Raw genomic sequence first — 17,949 nt, 5'->3', positions numbered from 1 at the left:
TGGTCAGACCCGAAAGGGTTCCACATCACCCGCCCCTTCGCGAACAACGGTAACGGTATCGCCCAGAAAGCTGATAATACTGGATTCCTCGAAGCCGCAAAAACCGCCATCAATCACCAGATTCAGCTCATGCTGCAAAATATCGCGGATGGTGTAAGGGTCGCTCTGGGGATCATCTTCACCGGGCAGTATCAGCGTGGTGCTCATCATCGGTTCCCCCAGCTCTTCCAGCAACGCAGCAGCAATGCGGTTGCCCAGCACGCGCAGGCCAATGGTGCGGCGTTTTGGATGCAGCATTCTGCGCGGGACTTCACGAGTGGCGTCGAGCAAAAAGGTGATCGGGCCGGGGGTGTTATTTTTGATCAGGCGAAAGGCAACGTTGTCGACCTTGGCGAAGGTCGACAATTCGGACAAATCGCGACATACCAGCGTCAAGGGGTGCGAATCATCGATACGACGAATCCGACGAATGGTATCCAGCGCCTTTTTGTCTTCCATATGGCAACCGAGGGCGTAGGCACTGTCGGTCGGGTAGGCGATTACCCCGCCATCACGAACAATGGCTGCCGCCTGCTTGATCAGGCGTGGCTGCGGGTTCTCCGGATGTATCGCAAAAAACTGGCTCATATTGGCTCCCGCCAAGAGGGTCTCTGGTTAATTGAACGGTTGGGCGCACTTTAGCATTAATCCGGTCCGCTGCGGAACCATCCGAACAGTGACGGTCAGCCACTGGCAATGGTTGCAGTCAGCCGATCAACTAACCGGGGGCCCAGTGACGGCCATTGCGGGTAATAGCCCAGCCGGGCCCAGGGCACCTCCGGCTGATGGAAATCACTGCCGCCGCCAATCAGGATATCGCGCGCGCAACAGTGCTCGACCAACCGTTGGCGCAGTGCCGGTGGCAGTGCCGGGCAACTGACTTCCACCCCCTGTCCGCCAGCGTCGGTAAAGTCGTCGAGCAGCTGCTCCAGCTTACGCCAGGTCAGCTTGTACCGGTGCGGGTGCGCCAGTACGGCCCAGCCACCGTTATCGACGATATCAGCGACGGCCTGTTCAAGGGGTGGCCAGGACTGTTTCACATCTCCCATCTTGCCGGTGCCCAACCAGCGCTTAAACGCCTGAGCGCTGTCGCGCGCCTGACCGGTATCGACCAGGTAACGTGCTATGTGCGGGCGGCCCAGAGTACCACCGGCGGCCAGTGCTCGAATCGCGGCTTCGTCCAGCGTCAGGCCTTCGCGTCGCAAAACAAACATCAGTCGCTCAAACCGGACTTCCCGGGCGTGCTTGTAGCGCGACTCAACGGCTTGCCAGGCATCCGAAAACACATCCATACCGATACCCACCACATGCACTGATCGCTTCATCCAAACCGTCGACAATTCAGCACCAGGCCAGAGCCGCAATGACTCAGACAAGGTTCCCTGCTCGCGCAGCCAACGGTACCCGGCTGCGGTGTCGTGGTCGGTTAACGCCAAATGTTCCAGTTGACGCTCAAGCGCAAGGTCATACACCGCCTGTGGTGAGAGCGTTCCGTCTGAAAACGTACTGTGGCAGTGCATTTCCCAGGTGTGGGCAATATTGGTCATAGGATACTTAATTGTCAGGATTCGGGCAGGTGCCGTATGATGCCTGATTTGTTGGCGTTTGTCGGCCATCCCCAGCCTGAGGAGACTAAATATCATGTGGTTTTCTATCGTATGTGAAGACATTCCGGACAGTCTTTCATTGCGCCAGGGTGTGCGTGGTGCACACTTGAAACGACTCGAAGCATTAAAAGACGCAGGTCGGCTCCTGGTGGCAGGTCCCAACCCCGCGGTCGAAGCCAATGACCCCGGCGACGCCGGTGTTACCGGTTCGGTGATCATCGCGGAGTTTGATTCCATAGCCGACGCCCGTACCTGGGCCGACGCCGACCCCTATGTAGACGCCGGAGTTTATTCCGAAGTGAGCATCAAACCCTTTAAAAAAGTATTACCTTAACGCGATGTACAAGGCCTGTTTTGTAGCAGGCCCCTGGGTGTAAACTGTTACACCAATATTTGCATCTGCCTTTCCACCCCAATTAACCAACTTTGACATCATGGGAACTGAATTAATGACTGTGCTCTCCAAAACCCGCCTGATCCTCGGCCTGACTCTGGCACTGATGTTCAGTGGCACTGCCAACAGCGCAACCTTGTGGCTTATCGACGAGCTTTGGGTCAACGTTCGAACGGGAGCCGGGGATCAGTATCGGATTTTAAAAACTATTCAATCAGGCACCCGCATGGAAACCCTGCAAGATGACCCGCAGAATGGTTATTACAATGTGCGGACTGAAGAAGGCATCGAAGGCTGGATTCCAGAGCGGTTTGTACAGGATGAACCAACCGCTGAATTGCAAATGGCGGCTCTGGTTACAGAGCGGGACCGTCTGCAAGAACAGGTGACGGAACTGGATGAACGCTACACCAGCCTGCTGGCGGACCGGGGCGATGTCACCGGTGAACTGGACACCCTGCGCTCGGAAAACCAGCGGCTGACCACCGAGCTGCGCGACATTACCCAGATCAGCGAAGATGCGGTCAACCTCGATCAGCGCAACCAGCAACTGTCGGAAGAAAATGCCAGCTTGCGCAACGAACTCGATGTCGCCCGGCAAAACCTCGCCAACACTCGCGAAACACGTGAAAGCCGCATGCTGATCGCTGGTGGCAGCCTGATCGTCCTCGGCCTGATCATGGGCGTACTCTTACCCAAGGTGCGCAGCAAGCGTCGCGACAGCTGGGCCTAGAATCTGATGGCCTGGTCCAGCACGCCCATATCCAAACCCCATACCCTGTCCAATCTGGCTGATTTGCTGAGCCAGGGGTTGTTGGGGTCGATGTCCCGGTTTAGCCACTTTCAGATCATTGAATGGTGTGCACGCTTTGGCGACGATTTTGACCATCAGCCCGATGATCAGATTCCGGCCAGCCCGGAGCATGCGCTGGATATCGCCGATGACGTCGTGGTTCAGTGGGAACTGCATCTGGCGACCCAGTATACTCTGGAAGACCTGCAGCGGTTTTCGATGGACGATGTCGTGCTGCCCAAGCAGTATTTTGAGAATTGGCTTAATCAATTGCTGGATTTGCCAGTTCCGCATTGATCACCGGGAGCAATCGGAATGACCAACCTCAGCGCTGACCTGGACGCTCGCTCCGAGGTTGACAAACCGGCCATGCAACGCCCCGATCTGGTCTTCACCGACACCGGCTCACCGCGCTCCACTCACTTCGACGACTTTTATTTTTCAACCGACAACGGTTACGCCGAAACTGACTACGTCTTCCTGCAAGGCAATGGGCTGGCACAGCGTTTTGCCCAACTGGCTGAACACAGCCACTTTACTGTCGCCGAGACTGGCTTCGGTACTGGCCTGAGTGCCCTGGCTACCTGGGAATTATTCGAACAAACCGCGCCTGCTACTGCTCGGCTGACCTACATCAGCACCGAACGTTACCCTCTGTCGAAAAACCAGATACAGCAGGCACTGGCGGCATGGCCTTCACTGTCCTGGCGGGTCGACCGGCTGGTTGCCGACTACCCGCCGCGCGTACCGGGCTTTCATTTTCTGGAACTGAACGACCGGGTCGATCTGTTGCTGCTGTTCGGGGACGTTAACGACACATTGAGCGATCTTAATGCTCTAGTAGACGCCTGGTTTCTCGATGGATTCACGCCCTGCCGCAACCCCGACATGTGGCAACCGCCGCTGTATCAGGCGATGGCCCGGTTAAGCCATGCAGACACCACTGTCGCTACTTTCACGTCAGCCAGTCAGGTTCGCAACGGTCTTCAGGGTGCCGGTTTCGTCATCACCCGAAAACCGGGCTTCGGCAAGAAACGCGAAATGCTGTACGGTCGCTTTGTCGGCATACAAGGACCGCCCCGACCGGGTTTGTGGCCGCAAAATGAGTGGCACTGGCCAACCCCATCATCAACCCGGCCCGAAAGCCGCGCGGCTATAGTCATTGGTGCCGGATTGGCGGGTGCGCATACCGCCTGGGAACTGGCCCGACGCGGCTGGCAAGTCACCGTACTGGAGCAAGCGGCTGACGCAGCAGCCGGGGCCTCTGGAAACCCTCAGGGCGCGATCTATGCCCGGCTGTCTCACGACGATACCCCGGTAAACCGTTTCTACACCCAGGCTTTGCACCTGGCCCAGAGGCGACTGGCAAAATTGCCAGACACGGTACCGCACCAACAATGCGGACTGCTGCAGCTAAACCAGGGCAACAAGGAGGCACGCCGCTTTGGCCACCTACATCAACACAATCCGTTCGCCGGAGAACTGGCCGACTGCCTCAACCAAGCCCAAGCCAGTGACCAGGCCGGTGTACCCCTGCCCTGTGAAGCCCTGTTTTTCCCGGGTGGCGGCTGGGTTCAGCCACCCGCTCTGGTAGCCGACCGGTTGACTCATCCCGGCATTCAACTAATGCTCAATCACCGTGCCACAGCACTCAATCGCCTCGACGACGGGCAATGGCAAGTTCAGGCAGAAACTCCCGAAGGCCTACAAACCCTCATAGCGCCTCAGGTCATACTCTGCAACGCCTGGAATGCCCGTCATCTGGCACACAGCCAGTATTTACCGCTGAAACCCATCGGTGGGCAGGTGACCCGAATCGAATCGACGCCAGCTCTGGCCAGGTTACAGGCCGTGATTTGTTCCGACCGCTACCTGGTGCCTGCCTTTGACGGCGCGCACAGTCTCGGGGCCAGCTTCCACGTCGGTCAAACCGAACCTTGCCTTAGTAAGCAAGACGATATCGACAACCTGAACAACGCCCATCAGCGCCTGCCCGACCTGCTCAGCGGATATGAAGCCGTGCGGGATGCCCGCGCTGGTCAGCGCTGTGCCTCGCCCGACTTTTTTCCGCAAGTGGGGCCCTTGCTGGATGCCGAACGCTTCATTGAGACGTATCAAACTGGCCTGACCAAACGCCTGACGGCTCGCTTGCCGCAGCCGCCCTATCAATCCGGCCTGTGGGTTAACCTGGCTCACGGCTCCAAAGGGTTGTGTTCTATCCCGCTGGCGTCGCGTGCATTAGCCGCCTGGATCAACGGCGAGCCCCTGCCCCTGGCCCAGAGCGTGGCCAATCACCTGAACCCGAACCGTTTTATCATCCGCCAACTGATTCGAGGACAACGATGAGCCGCTACCGACCACCGCGTCCACGCAGCAGCCCCTACATCACGCCGGAAGGCGAAGCCAGAATGCGCGCCGAACTGCACGAACTGTGGCATGTGGAACGCCCGCTGGTAACTCAGGAAGTGTCAGACGCTGCCAAACAGGGAGACCGATCGGAAAACGCCGAATACATTTACGGCAAAAAGCGACTGCGCCAGATCGACAGCCGGGTGCGCTTTTTAACCAAGCGGCTGGAATCACTCCAGGTAGTGGCCACCCTGCCCGATGACCAGAGCCGGGTCTTCTTTGGTGCCTGGGTACGGGTTGTCGATGAAGATGAGGTGCCCAGGGTAATGCGCCTGGTTGGTCCGGACGAATTCGACCTCGACCCGCTCTACATCAGCATCGATTCGCCCATGGCGCGAGCGTTGCTGAAAAAAACCATCGACGACGAGATTAGAGTGCAGACGCCAAAGGGTGATTGCGAGTACTGGATCACCGACGTCAGCTATCAGGCTCCTCCTCAACCGTAGGCGTAGGCAGGGTCTTGGCGCCGTCTGCTTTGGGCAAAGCCTCACGCAGAGCGCGCATGCTACGGATAATGTCATCAGCAGCCAGGTAGGAATAGCCCAGGCTTTTGCGCATTTCCCGCGCCTTAAGCCCGGCTTCAAGCCAGGGGTCGACTTTTTTCACGGCAGGTTTCCCGGAGGGTTTGGGGAAAGTCTAGCTTATGGGGAAGGGGACGCAAAACATCGAACGACGCAGGACATTGAAAGACGCAGAACATGAAGGGACGCGACACACTAAAAGACGTAAAACACTGAAAGACGCACAAGATTGGCTGTATTTAACGGTTTTAACGTCTTTTCCTGTTCGCGTCCCTTCGTGTTTCACGTCAGTTCATGTTTTGCGTCCTTTAGTGTGTTGCGTCTGTTCATGTTCCACGTCCCTTCATGTCCCACGTCTTTTACTGCTAAAATACGCGCCCTTTTCCCGACCGGACCCACAATGAGCCGCCTTTTCGTAGACAACCTGACCGTATTGGACTTCAGCTATTTTCACCCGACGCGCGGCGTGGTGGGCGAAAGTTGGATTGTCGACGTTGAGTTGGTGGGCGAACTCAATGAAGAAGGCATGGTGTTCGATTTTGGCCACGTCAAAAAGCTACTTAAAGCCGCACTCGATTCCGGGATGGATCACACCCTTGTACTGCCAGCGAAATTGCCCGGGCTCAGCTTGCAGGAGACCGACAACGGTGAACGCATTCAGGCTCAATACCACAACCCCGGGGGAACTCTTAGGTTTCAGTACCAGTCGCCCCGGGAAGCCGTGTACCTGGTCGAGACCGACGACATCAGCATCGACACCGTGCGGCCAACGCTGGAAGCCCATCTCAATACACTGGTGCCCGACAACGTTTCTCAGGTTGTGTTGCGCTTGCGCAGTGAAAGCATTGACGGCCTGTTTTACCATTATTCGCACGGCTTGAAAAAGCACCAGGGTGATTGCCAGCGAATTTGCCACGGGCACCGGTCGCGCATCGAAATTTTTCGCAATGGACAACGTGATACCGAGGTGGAACGCGATTGGGCGGAACGCTTTCAGGACATCTATCTGATCACTGAAGAAGACATCGTGACTTACCCATCCTCCAATTCTGACCTGGTCCATGTTGGTTACGACGCTGAACAGGGCCGTTTTGATGTCTGGCTGCCACAGGCACGAACCGAAACCCTCAAAACCGACACCACGGTTGAACTGATCGCCGCTCACCTGGCCAATAGTCTGGCTGCGGAGTACCCACATGACCGTTGGCGCGTGCGTGCCTTTGAAGGCGTGATGAAAGGCGCCATCGCAGAATCCGGCTCATGACCACCTGACGCTGCGGTGTTACACTGCCCGCTATCACCCTACATTCATTGAATCACTCAAGAGAGCTTCGGAACCGCAGATGACGCTGACTGTTTACAACACCCTGTCTGGCAAAAAAGAACTCTTTGTGCCGCTCGACCCGAACAGAGTGACGTTTTACGCCTGCGGCCCAACCGTCTACAACTACATTCACGTCGGCAATGGCCGCTCGGCCGTGGTGTTTGATCTGCTGTATCGGGTACTGAAAACCCAGTTTTCAAACGTCATTTTCGCCCGCAACCTGACCGATATTGACGACAAAATCAACGCCAGTGCCAAAGCCGAAGGCGTCGACATCAAGGCCTTCGCCGACACCTACGCTACCGCCTATCAGGGCGACATGGCGGCGTTGGGCAACCTGGAACCCACGCTACAGCCGCGCGCGACCGAGCACATCCCGCAGATCATCGACATCATTGAACGTCTGATCGACCGGGGCCATGCCTACGCCGCCGAGGGTCATGTGCTGTTCGCGGTCGATTCGATGAAAGACTATGGCCGCCTGTCGCGCCGCAATATAGACGACATGATGGCCGGTGCCCGGGTCGAGATCGCCGACTACAAACGCCACCCGATGGATTTCGTACTCTGGAAACCCTCCACCGAAGACCTGCCCGGCTGGGACAGCCCCTGGGGCCGGGGTCGGCCCGGCTGGCACATCGAGTGCACCGCCATGATCATGGCGCACCTGGGTGACACCATCGATATTCACGGCGGCGGCAGCGATCTGATCTTCCCGCACCATGAGAACGAAATGGCCCAGGGTCTGTGCTGCGTTCCAGACAGCCAGGGCTACGCCCGGTATTGGGTACACAACGCCATGCTGGATGTGGAAGGCGAGAAGATGTCCAAGTCGCTGGGCAATTTTACCGTCTTGCGGGATGTGCTGAACGAACAACCGGGTGAAGTAGTGCGTCTGACGCTATTGTCATCGCATTACCGCTCCAACCTGAACTGGTCGGAACAACTGTTGAGTCAGAGCCGACAGACGCTGGACCGGCTCTACACCGTGTTGCGCGATAGTCAGGATCTGGACCCGGTCATGCCAGATGACCTGTCCTCACTCGACGCCGTTCAGGCTCTGCTGGATGACCTCAATACGCCCAGAGCCATCGCCGCCCTGTACGATCTGACCGGCCGTTTTTTCAAAACGACGGATGTCGCTGAGCAAGCCCGACTCAAAGGCGAGTTACTGGCCGTTACCGGGATTCTGGGCATCGCACAGCAAAACCCGCTGACCTGGTTTCACGGCCAGCAACAGACAGGGCTGCAACCCGCCGATATTGAAGACCTGATCCAGCAACGGCTGGACGCCAAAAAAGCCAAAGACTTTGGCCGGGCCGATGAGATTAGAGATGAACTGAAACAGGCAGGTATCCTTATTCAGGACACCCGCGAAGGCACACAATGGTCTCGCGAAGCCTGAACAGGGTAAGCCAACCGGAACCGACAGCGTGCTGAAATGGCCGCTGATCGCCCTTGTAAAATTCTACCGCCTGGCCATCAGCCCGCTGCTGGGGCCGCGCTGCCGGTATTACCCGACCTGTTCGGAGTATGCATTGATCGCTTTGCAGCATCATGGCGCATTAAAAGGCAGTTGGCTGGCCATAAAACGTATCGCCCGCTGCCACCCTGGTTGTGAAGGCGGTATTGATCCGGTACCGGGCGTACCGTTACCAGACTATGATGACCCGATGACGAATGGCGACAACCCGCAGGACATTGCCAAACACAAAACGGACTGCACCCACGAGGGCCACCCCGATGATGATCGATAAACAAATGCTTAACATCCTGGTATGCCCGGTCACCAAGGCATCCTTGCAACTCGACCGGGAAAAAGAAGAATTGATTTCAACCGCGGCCAAACTCGCCTACCCAATTCGCGACGGCATTCCCGTCATGCTGGAAGATGAAGCGCGGCCCCTGAACCAGGAAGAATACGAACACTGGCTGTCGAAGAAAAGCTCGCTGGTGTAGTAGAAAAAATAGCCCCTGAGGTTGATCCAGCAGGCACCACCCTTTACTACAGTGCCAAACGGATCACCAGGCACGTCTACTGAAGGTACGCCGTGAACCCGCTCAAAGACCGCGTCCCTGCGGCCTAACGACCTTCAGTAGACGTGCCTGGCAATCCTTGTTAATCAGCGAGTTAACTAGAAAGTAAAAATTTCTTCGGCACCACTAACGAATTCCCGCAATGGCTCCATCCACATCCATACCAATTTCCCGCATGCTCGCCAGTTTGTAACGCAGGGTTCTGGCAGAAATACCGGGAGAATCGGTATGGCGTGAGTGATCAGTCCAAGGTTTCGCGCTTGTTAATTTTATATTTGCGCATTTTCTCAACCAGCGTCGTGCGCCGAATGTGGAGCTTTTCGGCGGCCCGGGCAACAACACCCTGGGCATCATCCAGCGCTTGCTGGATAAGATTGCGCTCGAGTTCGGTCAAATACTCCTTCAAATCAAGACCATTCACCGGCAACAACGCAGCCTGCTCCGAATGGGTCATGCTGAACGATTCAGACTCTGGCAGGGTCGGGAGCGACATTGAGGACTCGTCATCGTCATCTACGTGCCGGTACTTCAACGGCAGTTCCTGTACCCCGACTACACCGTAAGGGTGCATGATCGCCAGTCGCTCAACCAGATTCGCCATCTCACGAACGTTACCGGGCCAGTCGTGCCGAACCAGCGACATCACCGCTGCGGAGTTGAAGCGAATCGAGCCGCGCTTTTCGCTCTCCAATCGAGCGATCAGTTCGTTCAATAAAACCGGAACATCTTCTGAACGCTCACGCAGCGGCGGCATCTCGATCGGGAAGACATTAAGGCGATAGTAGAGGTCTTCACGAAAGGTGTTTTCCTCAATCATCTGCTCCAGATTACGATGGGTAGCCGCAATGACCCGGATATCGCAATGAAAGGCTTTATTGCCACCCACCCGTTCGAAGGTCCGCTCTTGTAATACCTGCAGCAGTTTTACCTGCATATTAAGCGGTAAATCCCCGATTTCATCGAGAAACAGAGTACCACCCTCAGCCATCTCAAACCGGCCTGCACGGGAGGTAATGGCTCCGGTAAAGGCGCCTTTCTCATGGCCAAACAACTCGCTTTCGATCAACTCAGAAGGAATGGCCCCGCAGTTAACCGGCACGAACGGCTTGTGACGCCGATGTGAGCTGTAATGGAGGTTACGCGCGACCACTTCCTTGCCGGTGCCACTCTCGCCCTGGATCATGACGGTCACTTCTTTGTCCGCCACCTGAGTCATCATCTCCCGGACTTGCTGCACTCCCCGGCTGGTACCCACCAGAGATCGGAACAGATTAACCTCCCGGCGCTGGCCCCGGCCTCGGGTCAGGTCAAATTGTTCACGGTACATCTGAGCGCGATGTAACGTATCGAGCAGCTTATTATAAGTTGGCGGCATAGAGAGTCGGGCAATTACCCGATGGCGCAGGCTATCGTCGAGCAATTCATACTCAGGGTGCTCGGATATCAGAATCACTGGCAAACCTTCATCCCAGTCGGCTACGGCCTGCACCATGCGGGCGAGCGACAACTGAGTGGCGCCTACGACCACAGCAATCAGCTCTTCGCTTCCTCCCAACTCAGCGATGGCCTGTGCCCGCCAGTTCTCACTGCCGAGACTGACATTCACTTCACCCAAAAAATCCAGAATTACCTTAATGTCCCGGCGACGCTGATCATCATCGTCAACTACCAGGAGCTTAATTTCACGCCACATTGTGAACATTCCCTCACATCAAAACGGCTGAGATGGCACCAAGCCCGACGTTCCACGTCAGGAATTTGACTGTATTGAAGCAGTGAAGACGCGGTTTATCGAGCTGTCAAACCTACGTCGGTGCCAAAGAACGCGCCACAAACCTGATAATGCCTTTATTTTCAGAGGCTTACCATATAAAAACGGGGGTTCAGAGCTCCGCAGTTTTTCAATATGGGAACCATCAGGATTCTGGTGGCTGGCTCGGGAACGGGTCGCCATGCGTTCCTGGCCAGCGTAAAGAATCAGCGCCAAGCCATGACCAACCTGAATGACTGGGAAGCCTTCGAAAGAACCCACCCGGACACCTTTGCAGGCATGCTGCGGCTTTACGTCCAGGCACAGGATTAACCACGCTTAATAGCCCGCCTGAAGGCCGGCGGCTATCAAGCAAGAATACTACTTGCCACTCTCAGGCTCAGACTCAGATTCGGACTCGGACTCGGACTCGGACTCGGCCATGTGAATGGTTTGAGTCGGGAACGCAAACTCGGCGTCATGGCTTTCGACGATGTCGATGATTTTAAGCAGAATGTCCTGTTTAATCTCATGAAACTCTTTCCACACCACCGTTTTGGTAAAGGTGTAGATGAAAAATTCAATCGATGATGCCGCGAATTTGTTCAGGTGCACCATCAACAGTTGATCCTGATCAATCGCCTCGTGCTCTCTCAGCATGGCTTCAACGTCGGTGACAATGGCGGCCACCTTCCCAGCATCGCTGTAACGCACGCCAATGTTTTCGTATATACGCCGATTGAACATGCGCGATGGGTTCTCGACCGTGATATTGGTAAAGGTCGCATTGGGCACATAAATGGGTCTTTTGTCGAAGGTTCTGATGCGCGTCAGTCGCCAGCCAATGTTTTCAACCGTGCCTTCGATATCCTGATCCGGTGAGCGAACCCAGTCGCCCACCCGAAATGGCTGATCCAGATAGATCATCAGGCCACCGAAGAAGTTGGCCAGCAAGTCTTTGGCGGCAAAACCCACCGCGATACCGCCAATACCACCAAAAGCCAGTACCCCGGAAACGCTGAAACCCAGGCTTTGCAATACCACGAGAGCCGACGTTATTAACACGGAAAGGCGCATCAGCTTGCCCAGAGCCGAAGCCGTGGTCGCATCCATGGGCTTTGATGCATGGTTCGGATCCTGAACCATTTCCTCACCCTTGCGAATAAAGCTGACCATAAACCAGGCAAACACCAGCACGAAGGTGACGGAGCGAACCGGGTCTACAAAATCGAAAATCGGTTCATTCGACACACTTCGTACTACATCGGTCGCCAGCAGCAGACCGTTTAGCCAGATGAACAGTCGTATCGGTTTGCGCGCGGCACCAATCAAGAGGTCATCCCAAAAGGTGTTCGACTTTTTGGCTGTTTGCTCCAGCTTGTCGAATACCTTCTTAACGGCAAAACTAACCAGTGTGGTCAGCAATACGATGACGAAGACCTGAATAATCCAGGTATGATCCATACCGAGATTTAAAGCGCTGGTCACCCAACTGACCAGTGTTTCCATATCCATCTGACGTCAGACCTCTAAAACGAACATTGACTAATACCGGCTCGACAAAACGAGCCCGCCACAGCCATCGCAATGTAACGGCTTACTGGTTAAATGTGTAGGCTGGAGTCGAACAAGAGGCGTTATGCGGAGGCTTTTCGGCCCGTTGGCAGCCACCCGGTCATCAGTTTGATCCAGGCATAGGCCGAGATTGACCCGAACAGGATGACAGTAGACATCTCAAAACCGGAATCCACCAGAAGGACAATCAGGCCAAACTGCACCGCATAACCGCTGAGCAGGGCGCACCAGCGGCAAAAAACAGACGAGCGTGACCATTCGTACCAACAGACCAGCGGTACAAACAGAAAGGCGACACCCCATTGGCAAGCCTGAAAGAAAGAGACTAGTGAGAAAGATTCAATCATTCGACCATTCTAACGGCTTTAGGCCCGCCATTACAGGCTTTCAGCCCACCTTTAACGTTAACTGACGCACAGTTCAGCTAATATAAGGCACTATGTAGAAGTTAACGCCTCTAGAATGTGACAAAGGTCACTATTAGCCTGCGCAACGTCTCAGCCTTCAATTAAGCGGGGTTTAATTTTGGCGACCGGCCGAGTACCGGATACCCAAACGCCGAACCGTGAGTTTGTGCGACGGTTATGGGCTCACTTGAAGCAACTGGGCATGGTAATATTTGGCGACAACATGACATAGTCGCGTTCAAACGAAAACAACCAGGATACAATGTGGAACCCTGATGAAATGGCATTTTGGACATAAACTAGCGCTGATCATGAGCATGCTGGTGCTATTAGCTTCCTGCATTCTTGGCTATACGCTGGTATTCCGGCAGTTCTCCATGATGCAGACCCAGTTTGTGGATACCGGGAACAGCCTGTCGTCGCAGCTGGCCGCCGCCTCGGTTGAACTGGTGTTCACTGAAGACCAACTCAGCCTCGCCAGTCTGGTGTTTTCACTCAGTGATCAACCGTCCGTTGTAGCCGCCAGTGTCGTTAACCGGGATGGAGAAGTTCTGGCGGAGGCAGGCGCAACCTTGCCGAACGTCAACCCGGACCGGGCATATCGCAGCCAGGGCCAGATTGAAGCTGGCAACAATACAGTCTGGTTTTACTCCCCGGTTGTGTTTCGGGGTGTCAGTGGTGGCGCTGCCTGGGTGGGGCTAGACCGTTCCGAGATGATTGCCGGGCAACGCTCCATTATTCGCTCCGGGGTGGTCGTGGTCTGCCTGTTGGTGCTGTCGATCACCCTGTTCGCTATTCGCCTTGGACAGTCTTTGGGCAAACCCGTGCGCGATCTCATTGAAGGCACCCGGGCTATTGAATCGGGCCATTATGGCTTCCGGATACGTGGTCAACACCGGGGTGAATTCAGTGATCTGACGCAGTCATTCAATCACATGTCAGCCGAGTTGGAACAGAAGCAACGAGTTGAAGTGCTGTTCTCACGCTTTGTCAGTAACCCGGTCGCAGCTCGCTACATGGTTCAGGATAACGTCGAGCTCGCGCGCGAAGGCAAACGGGTTGACGCCAGCATTCTGTTTGTCGATCTGGTCGGCTACACCGCCTTCAGCGAAGGTCGTCACCCGGAGGAAACCGCCGAAGTCCTCAACCTTTATTTCACTGAATTCGCCGATACATGCCACGAATTCCACGGCAACGTCGATAAATACATCGGCGACTGCGCGATGCTGGTGTTCGGTTGCCCGCAATCCGACCCCGAACACCGCTACCATGCCATGGAATGCGCCCTGCAGATTCGCGACCGCATCGCCGCCATGAACCATACCCGGGCTCAAAACCAGGAGCCCTGCCTCAACATACGCATCGGGGTCAGTGGCGGCACGGTGCTGGCTGGTTTGCTGGGTTCCCACGAGCGCATGCAGTATACAGTGATTGGCGAGCCCGCCAATCTGGCGTCTCGGCTGTGCGATCTGGCCGACTGTGGGCAGGTGGTTACCGATGGTAATTTCCACGCGTTGCTGAACCAACGTCATTCTCTGCTCACCCACAGGACACAGTCACAGCAAATAAAAGGGTTCCAGAGTGCCATCGACGTATTGACCGTTGACGCCTGGATTACGCCTCCCACTCCAGAGCCCAGCAATGGTGCCAGTACCGAAAAATCCGCCGCCTCCGAAGAGGCGGACACAGACCCTGCCATTCGGGAGTCGCAATCATGAAACGACTAACCACCCTTGTGGCCGCCCTCTTGCTAAGCGGCTGTGTTCAGTTCTATGCACAACAAAGCAATGTGAATGAACAGATTGACACCTGGGTCGAGAACCACCAGTACGACAAAGCGCTGGCGACCATCAATGCGATGAATCCGGAACATGAGTCCTACCCGGAGCTGCGCCAACGCAGTGGCATTATCGAAAGCAAGCGCTCAGCCTACATCGAAGAGCAACTGGACTTGGCCAGTGAGTATGAAGCAGAAGCCGACTGGGCTGCCGCGATTGCGGTTCTGGATACCGGGCTGGGCAACCTGCCGGGCGCACCGGAGTTGCAAGCCCAGCGAGGTGAATATGAGGAGCGCCGCCTCAGCAGCATCGACCGCAATGAGACCTCTATTTTGATGGCCAGAGCCCGTTATTTACTGGCAACTCGCACCAGTGAGGAAAATTTACTCAAAGCCACACCCAATAATTTCTTTGCCCAGCAACGCTATCGCGTCTTCCAACAGGATTTGAAGACCCTCTCAAGAGAGCTCTATGTCATCGGCAAGCAGGCATTGTACGAGGACGATTCATTCAGTGCGGTGCAGGCATTGTCGCTGTCCAACCGCCTGTCTCCGAATGAGTTGAGCCAGGAATTACTGAGCAGCATTCAGCAAGCCCAGCAGTCGGAACGCCAACAAGCCAGAAGCCAGAAAACTGTAGTGGCCGATCAGCAGTGGCCACAATTGGAAAACGCCTTTGCACAGAGCCTGGGCCTGAACGATCTCGCTGGAGCCAGGCGCCTGCTCAATGAAATGACCGAGCTCGACCGGGAAAAAGCCCAGCCCATGCGCGAGCAACTCGACAGCCGCCTGACCAGCGAGTCGGCCCTGCTCAAAGAACGGGGTGAGTTGCTCTACAGCCAGGGTTTTCTGGGTGAAGCACTGGCTGTCTGGGAAGAGGCACTGACCCTCACCCCTAATGACGCCGAGTTGCAGGCCAATGCCGAGCGTGCCAGAACCTTTCTGACGAACTTGGATCGCTGGTCAAACTAAACGAGCGGGTCACCGAGCCTTAACCTGAACCTCGCCACAACGACTACACCGGTACCGGGTCACCAGCTTCCCGGCTTTCACCTCGAACTGCGGCTGGTTATCGACCTCCCAGCGGTGATGGCCATGCTTGCACAGGGTAGTCGCCTTGGCTATTTTCTTCCGCGCCTGCTTGCGGGCCGCGTCCAGTGATCGAATATCCGCCATAACAGCTTCCTTGAATTTTACCCCACTAGCTTATCAAAAAGCCGACCGTTTCCGTTATACTGCGCGCCCACAATGAAATGCGAACTCGATTCAGGTCCTCTATGCTCGATGCCAATGCCCTCGCCCAGCTGCAATCTCTGAAAAGCGACATCAAGTCCACCACGCCCGAACCGCTCGTTATGCGTGGCACCGTAAAAGGCACCGGTCGCAGCTTCGGCTTCGTCATCGCCGCTGATGCCACCGAATACTTTCTACCACCCGATGCCATGGCAAAGGTGTTTCCGGGCGATGAAGTCGAGTTCACCATCGTGGAAACGGCCGAAGGCAAGGTCAACGCCGACCTGGTAAAGCTGGTGTCATCCCCTCTGACCGCCTTTATGGGCCGTTATGTCGTTCGCGGCAAAGCCCAGGGCGTCGAGCCTGAAGTGATCGGACATGCAAAGTGGCTGTTTGTACCGCCTAAAAAGACGGCGGATGCCGCCAATGGCCAATGGGTAAAAGCCAAGGTCACGCGCCACCCCTGGGAAACAGGCAAAGCGCAGGCAGAGGTTGTCGACGTGATCGGCAGCGAGGAAGAACCTGGTACCTGGCACGCTATTGCCACCGAAAAGCACCAGTTACCTCGGGATTTTTCAGCCGACACACTGGCAGCGGCCGAGGCTTTGGATGAGGCGTTAATTGAAGCGGCCAGCGCAGACCGTACCGACTTGCGCGACATCCCCTTCGTCACCATCGATAACGCCTCCACCAAAGACATGGACGACGCCCTCTACGCCGAAGTGACCGACGACGGCTGGTTGCTGCGCGTTGCCATTGCCGACCCTGCAGCCTGGTTCAATACTGATTCACCGCTCGAAACAGAAGCCCGACAGCGACTGACCACTACTTACCTGCCTGGTCGGCCTATCAGTATGCTGCCCGAACGGCTGGCCAACGAGCTGTGCTCTCTGGTACCTAATGCAGACCGGCTGGCCCTGGTGTTTCATATCCGCGTTGCCACCGACGGCAGCCTGAGCAAGCTGGCCATCACCCCCTCGGTGATTCGCAGTACCGCCAAGCTCAGCTATCAGCAAGTCAGCGAATGGCTCGACGGCGCCGAACCCATACCCGCTGCACACTGGCACCTGGAAACCCTCAAACAATGCTGCCACGCCCTGTTTGACTGGCGCAAAAACAACGCCCTGATCATGCAGGAACGGCCCGACTACCGTGTAAAAGTCGATGAGCAGTTAAACGTAACCGGTGTGGTCAAAGAAGAACGCAATATAGCGAACAGCCTGGTCGAAGAAAGCATGCTCGCCGTCAATCGCATTGCTGCCGCCTGGCTGGCCGAAGACAGTGCCTTGTTCATGACCCACGCAGGCTTCCGGCCCGATCGCGAAGAAGAGCTCAAAGGCCTGCTGCGCGAGTTCGCCACAGATGTCGCCGACACCGATGGCCATGACCCGGAAGGCTTTAAAACCATCCTTCGGGCCGCCCGTGCGATTGAAGACTTCCCCTTGCAAAACGTTCTGCTCAAGCGGCTGGAACGAGGCGCGTGGTCAACCACCGCAGCACCCCACTTCGGCCTGGGCTTCGACCAATACACCACGGTCACCAGCCCCATCCGAAAATACACCGATCTCGCGCTGCACCGCCTGATCCACGCCAAACTGGCGGGTCAGCCCTTCACCTTGCCTGTCGGGCTGACGGACGACCTCAACAACCGCCTGGGCAACAGCCGCAAAGCCGCCAACGAAGTCGAAAACCGCCTGCGCCTGGAATGGCTGAGCAAACAACCCGAGCAAACTTGGCAGGCCACTGTCGTACATATTAACTCAGGCGGCATCATCGCCCAGCTCAATGACAACGGCGCCGCCGGCTTTATCGACCTGCGCAGCCAGAAGAAAAAACTGAGTTACGATCCGCTGCGCATGATGATGAAGGGAGAGAATCAAAGCTTTATGCTGAACCAGCCGTTGGTGGTGGCCATCGCCAAAATTGAGGGTGATAAACTGGAGTTGAGCTTGGTGGAAGCCGACCAGATGGATTTCCCTGCCACCGACCCACTATTCACCCCATGAATACAGGGTATAAGGTACCATTACTTAACTTTTGAGCCGTTTTTCACTAAACTGCGCCTCGCTTATGCTCAGCCAGT

Annotated in this window: 20 protein-coding genes; 13 read left to right on the top strand and 7 right to left on the bottom strand. The window is 56.0% G+C overall.

Going from position 1 to position 17,949, the window contains the following annotated elements; translation table 11 throughout:
- Window positions 1-3: 3 nt before the first annotated feature.
- Window positions 4-627 (bottom strand): L-threonylcarbamoyladenylate synthase, encoded by a 624-nt coding sequence (locus WEB54_RS07730; RefSeq protein ID WP_368054754.1) that lies wholly within the window; start codon window positions 625-627, stop codon window positions 4-6.
- A 95-nt stretch (window positions 628-722) separates the two neighbouring features.
- Window positions 723-1,586 carry a PHP domain-containing protein gene (locus tag WEB54_RS07725; RefSeq protein ID WP_368054752.1) on the bottom strand — a complete coding sequence of 288 codons (864 nt, stop codon included), beginning with the start codon at window positions 1,584-1,586 and terminating at the stop codon, window positions 723-725.
- A 94-nt stretch (window positions 1,587-1,680) separates the two neighbouring features.
- Between WEB54_RS07725 and WEB54_RS07720 the strand changes: the two genes are divergently transcribed.
- The 5 genes from WEB54_RS07720 to greB all read left to right on the top strand — a co-directional run bounded on the left by WEB54_RS07720 (window position 1,681) and on the right by greB (window position 5,688).
- Window positions 1,681-1,980 (top strand): YciI family protein, encoded by a 300-nt coding sequence (locus tag WEB54_RS07720; RefSeq protein ID WP_368054750.1) that lies wholly within the window; start codon window positions 1,681-1,683, stop codon window positions 1,978-1,980.
- Between the two features lie 115 nt (window positions 1,981-2,095).
- Complete coding sequence (locus WEB54_RS07715; RefSeq protein ID WP_368054748.1) at window positions 2,096-2,773, top strand: TIGR04211 family SH3 domain-containing protein; 678 nt, start codon at window positions 2,096-2,098, stop codon at window positions 2,771-2,773.
- 6 nt (window positions 2,774-2,779) lie between these two features.
- Complete coding sequence (locus tag WEB54_RS07710) at window positions 2,780-3,130, top strand: hypothetical protein (protein WP_368054746.1); 351 nt, start codon at window positions 2,780-2,782, stop codon at window positions 3,128-3,130.
- Window positions 3,131-3,148: 18 nt separating this feature from the next.
- Window positions 3,149-5,179: a bifunctional tRNA (5-methylaminomethyl-2-thiouridine)(34)-methyltransferase MnmD/FAD-dependent 5-carboxymethylaminomethyl-2-thiouridine(34) oxidoreductase MnmC gene (gene mnmC / locus WEB54_RS07705; RefSeq protein ID WP_368054744.1), complete on the top strand. Its 2,031-nt coding sequence runs from the start codon at window positions 3,149-3,151 to the stop codon at window positions 5,177-5,179.
- Window positions 5,176-5,688, top strand: a complete 513-nt coding sequence (greB, locus tag WEB54_RS07700) for a transcription elongation factor GreB (protein WP_368054742.1) — start codon at window positions 5,176-5,178, stop codon at window positions 5,686-5,688. Before mnmC ends, greB begins: the two co-directional genes overlap by 4 nt.
- On the opposite strand, the gene WEB54_RS07695 is transcribed toward greB, so the two are convergent.
- Complete coding sequence (locus WEB54_RS07695) at window positions 5,660-5,848, bottom strand: hypothetical protein (protein WP_368054740.1); 189 nt, start codon at window positions 5,846-5,848, stop codon at window positions 5,660-5,662. The two genes, greB and WEB54_RS07695, sit on opposite strands and share 29 nt — an antisense overlap.
- A 315-nt stretch (window positions 5,849-6,163) precedes the next feature.
- Between WEB54_RS07695 and WEB54_RS07690 the strand changes: the two genes are divergently transcribed.
- From WEB54_RS07690 to WEB54_RS07675, 4 genes are all read left to right on the top strand, one after another.
- Window positions 6,164-7,027, top strand: coding sequence for a 6-pyruvoyl tetrahydropterin synthase family protein (locus WEB54_RS07690; protein ID WP_368054738.1), 864 nt, complete (start codon window positions 6,164-6,166; stop codon window positions 7,025-7,027).
- Between the two features lie 79 nt (window positions 7,028-7,106).
- Window positions 7,107-8,492 carry a cysteine--tRNA ligase gene (gene cysS, locus WEB54_RS07685; protein WP_368054736.1) on the top strand — a complete coding sequence of 462 codons (1,386 nt, stop codon included), beginning with the start codon at window positions 7,107-7,109 and terminating at the stop codon, window positions 8,490-8,492.
- A gap of 31 nt (window positions 8,493-8,523) precedes the next feature.
- On the top strand, window positions 8,524-8,844 hold the full coding sequence (yidD, locus tag WEB54_RS07680) for a membrane protein insertion efficiency factor YidD (RefSeq protein WP_368054788.1): 321 nt from the start codon (window positions 8,524-8,526) through the stop codon (window positions 8,842-8,844).
- Window positions 8,837-9,046: a Trm112 family protein gene (locus tag WEB54_RS07675; RefSeq protein ID WP_368054786.1), complete on the top strand. Its 210-nt coding sequence runs from the start codon at window positions 8,837-8,839 to the stop codon at window positions 9,044-9,046. The genes yidD and WEB54_RS07675 overlap by 8 nt, the downstream gene beginning before the upstream one ends.
- A 319-nt stretch (window positions 9,047-9,365) precedes the next feature.
- Here the strand turns inward: WEB54_RS07675 and WEB54_RS07670 are convergent, their stop codons facing one another.
- Window positions 9,366-10,817, bottom strand: a complete 1,452-nt coding sequence (locus WEB54_RS07670; RefSeq protein WP_368054734.1) for a sigma-54 dependent transcriptional regulator — start codon at window positions 10,815-10,817, stop codon at window positions 9,366-9,368.
- Window positions 10,818-11,030: 213 nt separating this feature from the next.
- Here WEB54_RS07670 and WEB54_RS07665 point away from each other — a divergent pair, with 213 nt between their 5' ends.
- Window positions 11,031-11,207: a hypothetical protein gene (locus tag WEB54_RS07665; RefSeq protein ID WP_368054732.1), complete on the top strand. Its 177-nt coding sequence runs from the start codon at window positions 11,031-11,033 to the stop codon at window positions 11,205-11,207.
- 48 nt (window positions 11,208-11,255) lie between these two features.
- Here WEB54_RS07665 and WEB54_RS07660 read toward each other — a convergent pair whose 3' ends face one another.
- Window positions 11,256-12,389 (bottom strand): mechanosensitive ion channel family protein, encoded by a 1,134-nt coding sequence (locus tag WEB54_RS07660; protein WP_368054730.1) that lies wholly within the window; start codon window positions 12,387-12,389, stop codon window positions 11,256-11,258.
- A 122-nt stretch (window positions 12,390-12,511) separates the two neighbouring features.
- Window positions 12,512-12,796, bottom strand: coding sequence for a hypothetical protein (locus WEB54_RS07655; protein ID WP_368054728.1), 285 nt, complete (start codon window positions 12,794-12,796; stop codon window positions 12,512-12,514).
- A gap of 335 nt (window positions 12,797-13,131) precedes the next feature.
- Here WEB54_RS07655 and WEB54_RS07650 point away from each other — a divergent pair, with 335 nt between their 5' ends.
- On the top strand, window positions 13,132-14,574 hold the full coding sequence (locus tag WEB54_RS07650) for an adenylate/guanylate cyclase domain-containing protein (RefSeq protein WP_368054726.1): 1,443 nt from the start codon (window positions 13,132-13,134) through the stop codon (window positions 14,572-14,574).
- Complete coding sequence (locus WEB54_RS07645) at window positions 14,571-15,605, top strand: hypothetical protein (RefSeq protein ID WP_368054724.1); 1,035 nt, start codon at window positions 14,571-14,573, stop codon at window positions 15,603-15,605. The genes WEB54_RS07650 and WEB54_RS07645 overlap by 4 nt, the downstream gene beginning before the upstream one ends.
- Window positions 15,606-15,614: 9 nt before the next feature.
- On the opposite strand, the gene WEB54_RS07640 is transcribed toward WEB54_RS07645, so the two are convergent.
- Entirely contained in the window at window positions 15,615-15,809 is a 195-nt protein-coding gene (locus WEB54_RS07640; protein ID WP_368054722.1) for a hypothetical protein, read from the bottom strand.
- Window positions 15,810-15,910: 101 nt separating this feature from the next.
- Between WEB54_RS07640 and WEB54_RS07635 the strand changes: the two genes are divergently transcribed.
- Window positions 15,911-17,872 (top strand): ribonuclease R family protein, encoded by a 1,962-nt coding sequence (locus tag WEB54_RS07635; RefSeq protein WP_368054720.1) that lies wholly within the window; start codon window positions 15,911-15,913, stop codon window positions 17,870-17,872.
- Window positions 17,873-17,949: the final 77 nt, after the last annotated feature.

Origin of the sequence: Saccharospirillum sp., from assembly GCF_040881935.1 — a bacterium.
Taxonomy (GTDB): domain Bacteria; phylum Pseudomonadota; class Gammaproteobacteria; order Pseudomonadales; family Natronospirillaceae; genus Saccharospirillum.
The sequence above is the reverse complement of the archived record's forward strand: the minus strand, read 5'-3'. Positions and strand labels throughout refer to the sequence as shown.

Bases quoted from the DNA above. Each gene is read 5' to 3' on its own strand.
- WEB54_RS07720 (WP_368054750.1), top strand. From the start codon at position 1,681: ATGTGGTTTTCTATCGTATGTGAAGACATTCCGGACAGTCTTTCATTG.
- WEB54_RS07715 (WP_368054748.1), top strand. From the start codon at position 2,096: ATGACTGTGCTCTCCAAAACCCGCCTGATCCTCGGCCTGACTCTGGCA.
- greB (WP_368054742.1), top strand. From the start codon at position 5,176: ATGAGCCGCTACCGACCACCGCGTCCACGCAGCAGCCCCTACATCACG.
- WEB54_RS07635 (WP_368054720.1), top strand. From the start codon at position 15,911: ATGCTCGATGCCAATGCCCTCGCCCAGCTGCAATCTCTGAAAAGCGAC.
- WEB54_RS07730 (WP_368054754.1), bottom strand. From the start codon at position 627: ATGAGCCAGTTTTTTGCGATACATCCGGAGAACCCGCAGCCACGCCTG.
- cysS (WP_368054736.1), top strand. From the start codon at position 7,107: ATGACGCTGACTGTTTACAACACCCTGTCTGGCAAAAAAGAACTCTTT.
- WEB54_RS07645 (WP_368054724.1), top strand. From the start codon at position 14,571: ATGAAACGACTAACCACCCTTGTGGCCGCCCTCTTGCTAAGCGGCTGT.
- WEB54_RS07640 (WP_368054722.1), bottom strand. From the start codon at position 15,809: ATGGCGGATATTCGATCACTGGACGCGGCCCGCAAGCAGGCGCGGAAG.
- WEB54_RS07650 (WP_368054726.1), top strand. From the start codon at position 13,132: ATGAAATGGCATTTTGGACATAAACTAGCGCTGATCATGAGCATGCTG.
- WEB54_RS07655 (WP_368054728.1), bottom strand. From the start codon at position 12,796: ATGATTGAATCTTTCTCACTAGTCTCTTTCTTTCAGGCTTGCCAATGG.
- WEB54_RS07725 (WP_368054752.1), bottom strand. From the start codon at position 1,586: ATGACCAATATTGCCCACACCTGGGAAATGCACTGCCACAGTACGTTT.
- WEB54_RS07660 (WP_368054730.1), bottom strand. From the start codon at position 12,389: ATGGATATGGAAACACTGGTCAGTTGGGTGACCAGCGCTTTAAATCTC.
- WEB54_RS07665 (WP_368054732.1), top strand. From the start codon at position 11,031: ATGGGAACCATCAGGATTCTGGTGGCTGGCTCGGGAACGGGTCGCCAT.
- WEB54_RS07670 (WP_368054734.1), bottom strand. From the start codon at position 10,817: ATGTGGCGTGAAATTAAGCTCCTGGTAGTTGACGATGATGATCAGCGT.
- WEB54_RS07690 (WP_368054738.1), top strand. From the start codon at position 6,164: ATGAGCCGCCTTTTCGTAGACAACCTGACCGTATTGGACTTCAGCTAT.
- mnmC (WP_368054744.1), top strand. From the start codon at position 3,149: ATGACCAACCTCAGCGCTGACCTGGACGCTCGCTCCGAGGTTGACAAA.
- WEB54_RS07710 (WP_368054746.1), top strand. From the start codon at position 2,780: ATGGCCTGGTCCAGCACGCCCATATCCAAACCCCATACCCTGTCCAAT.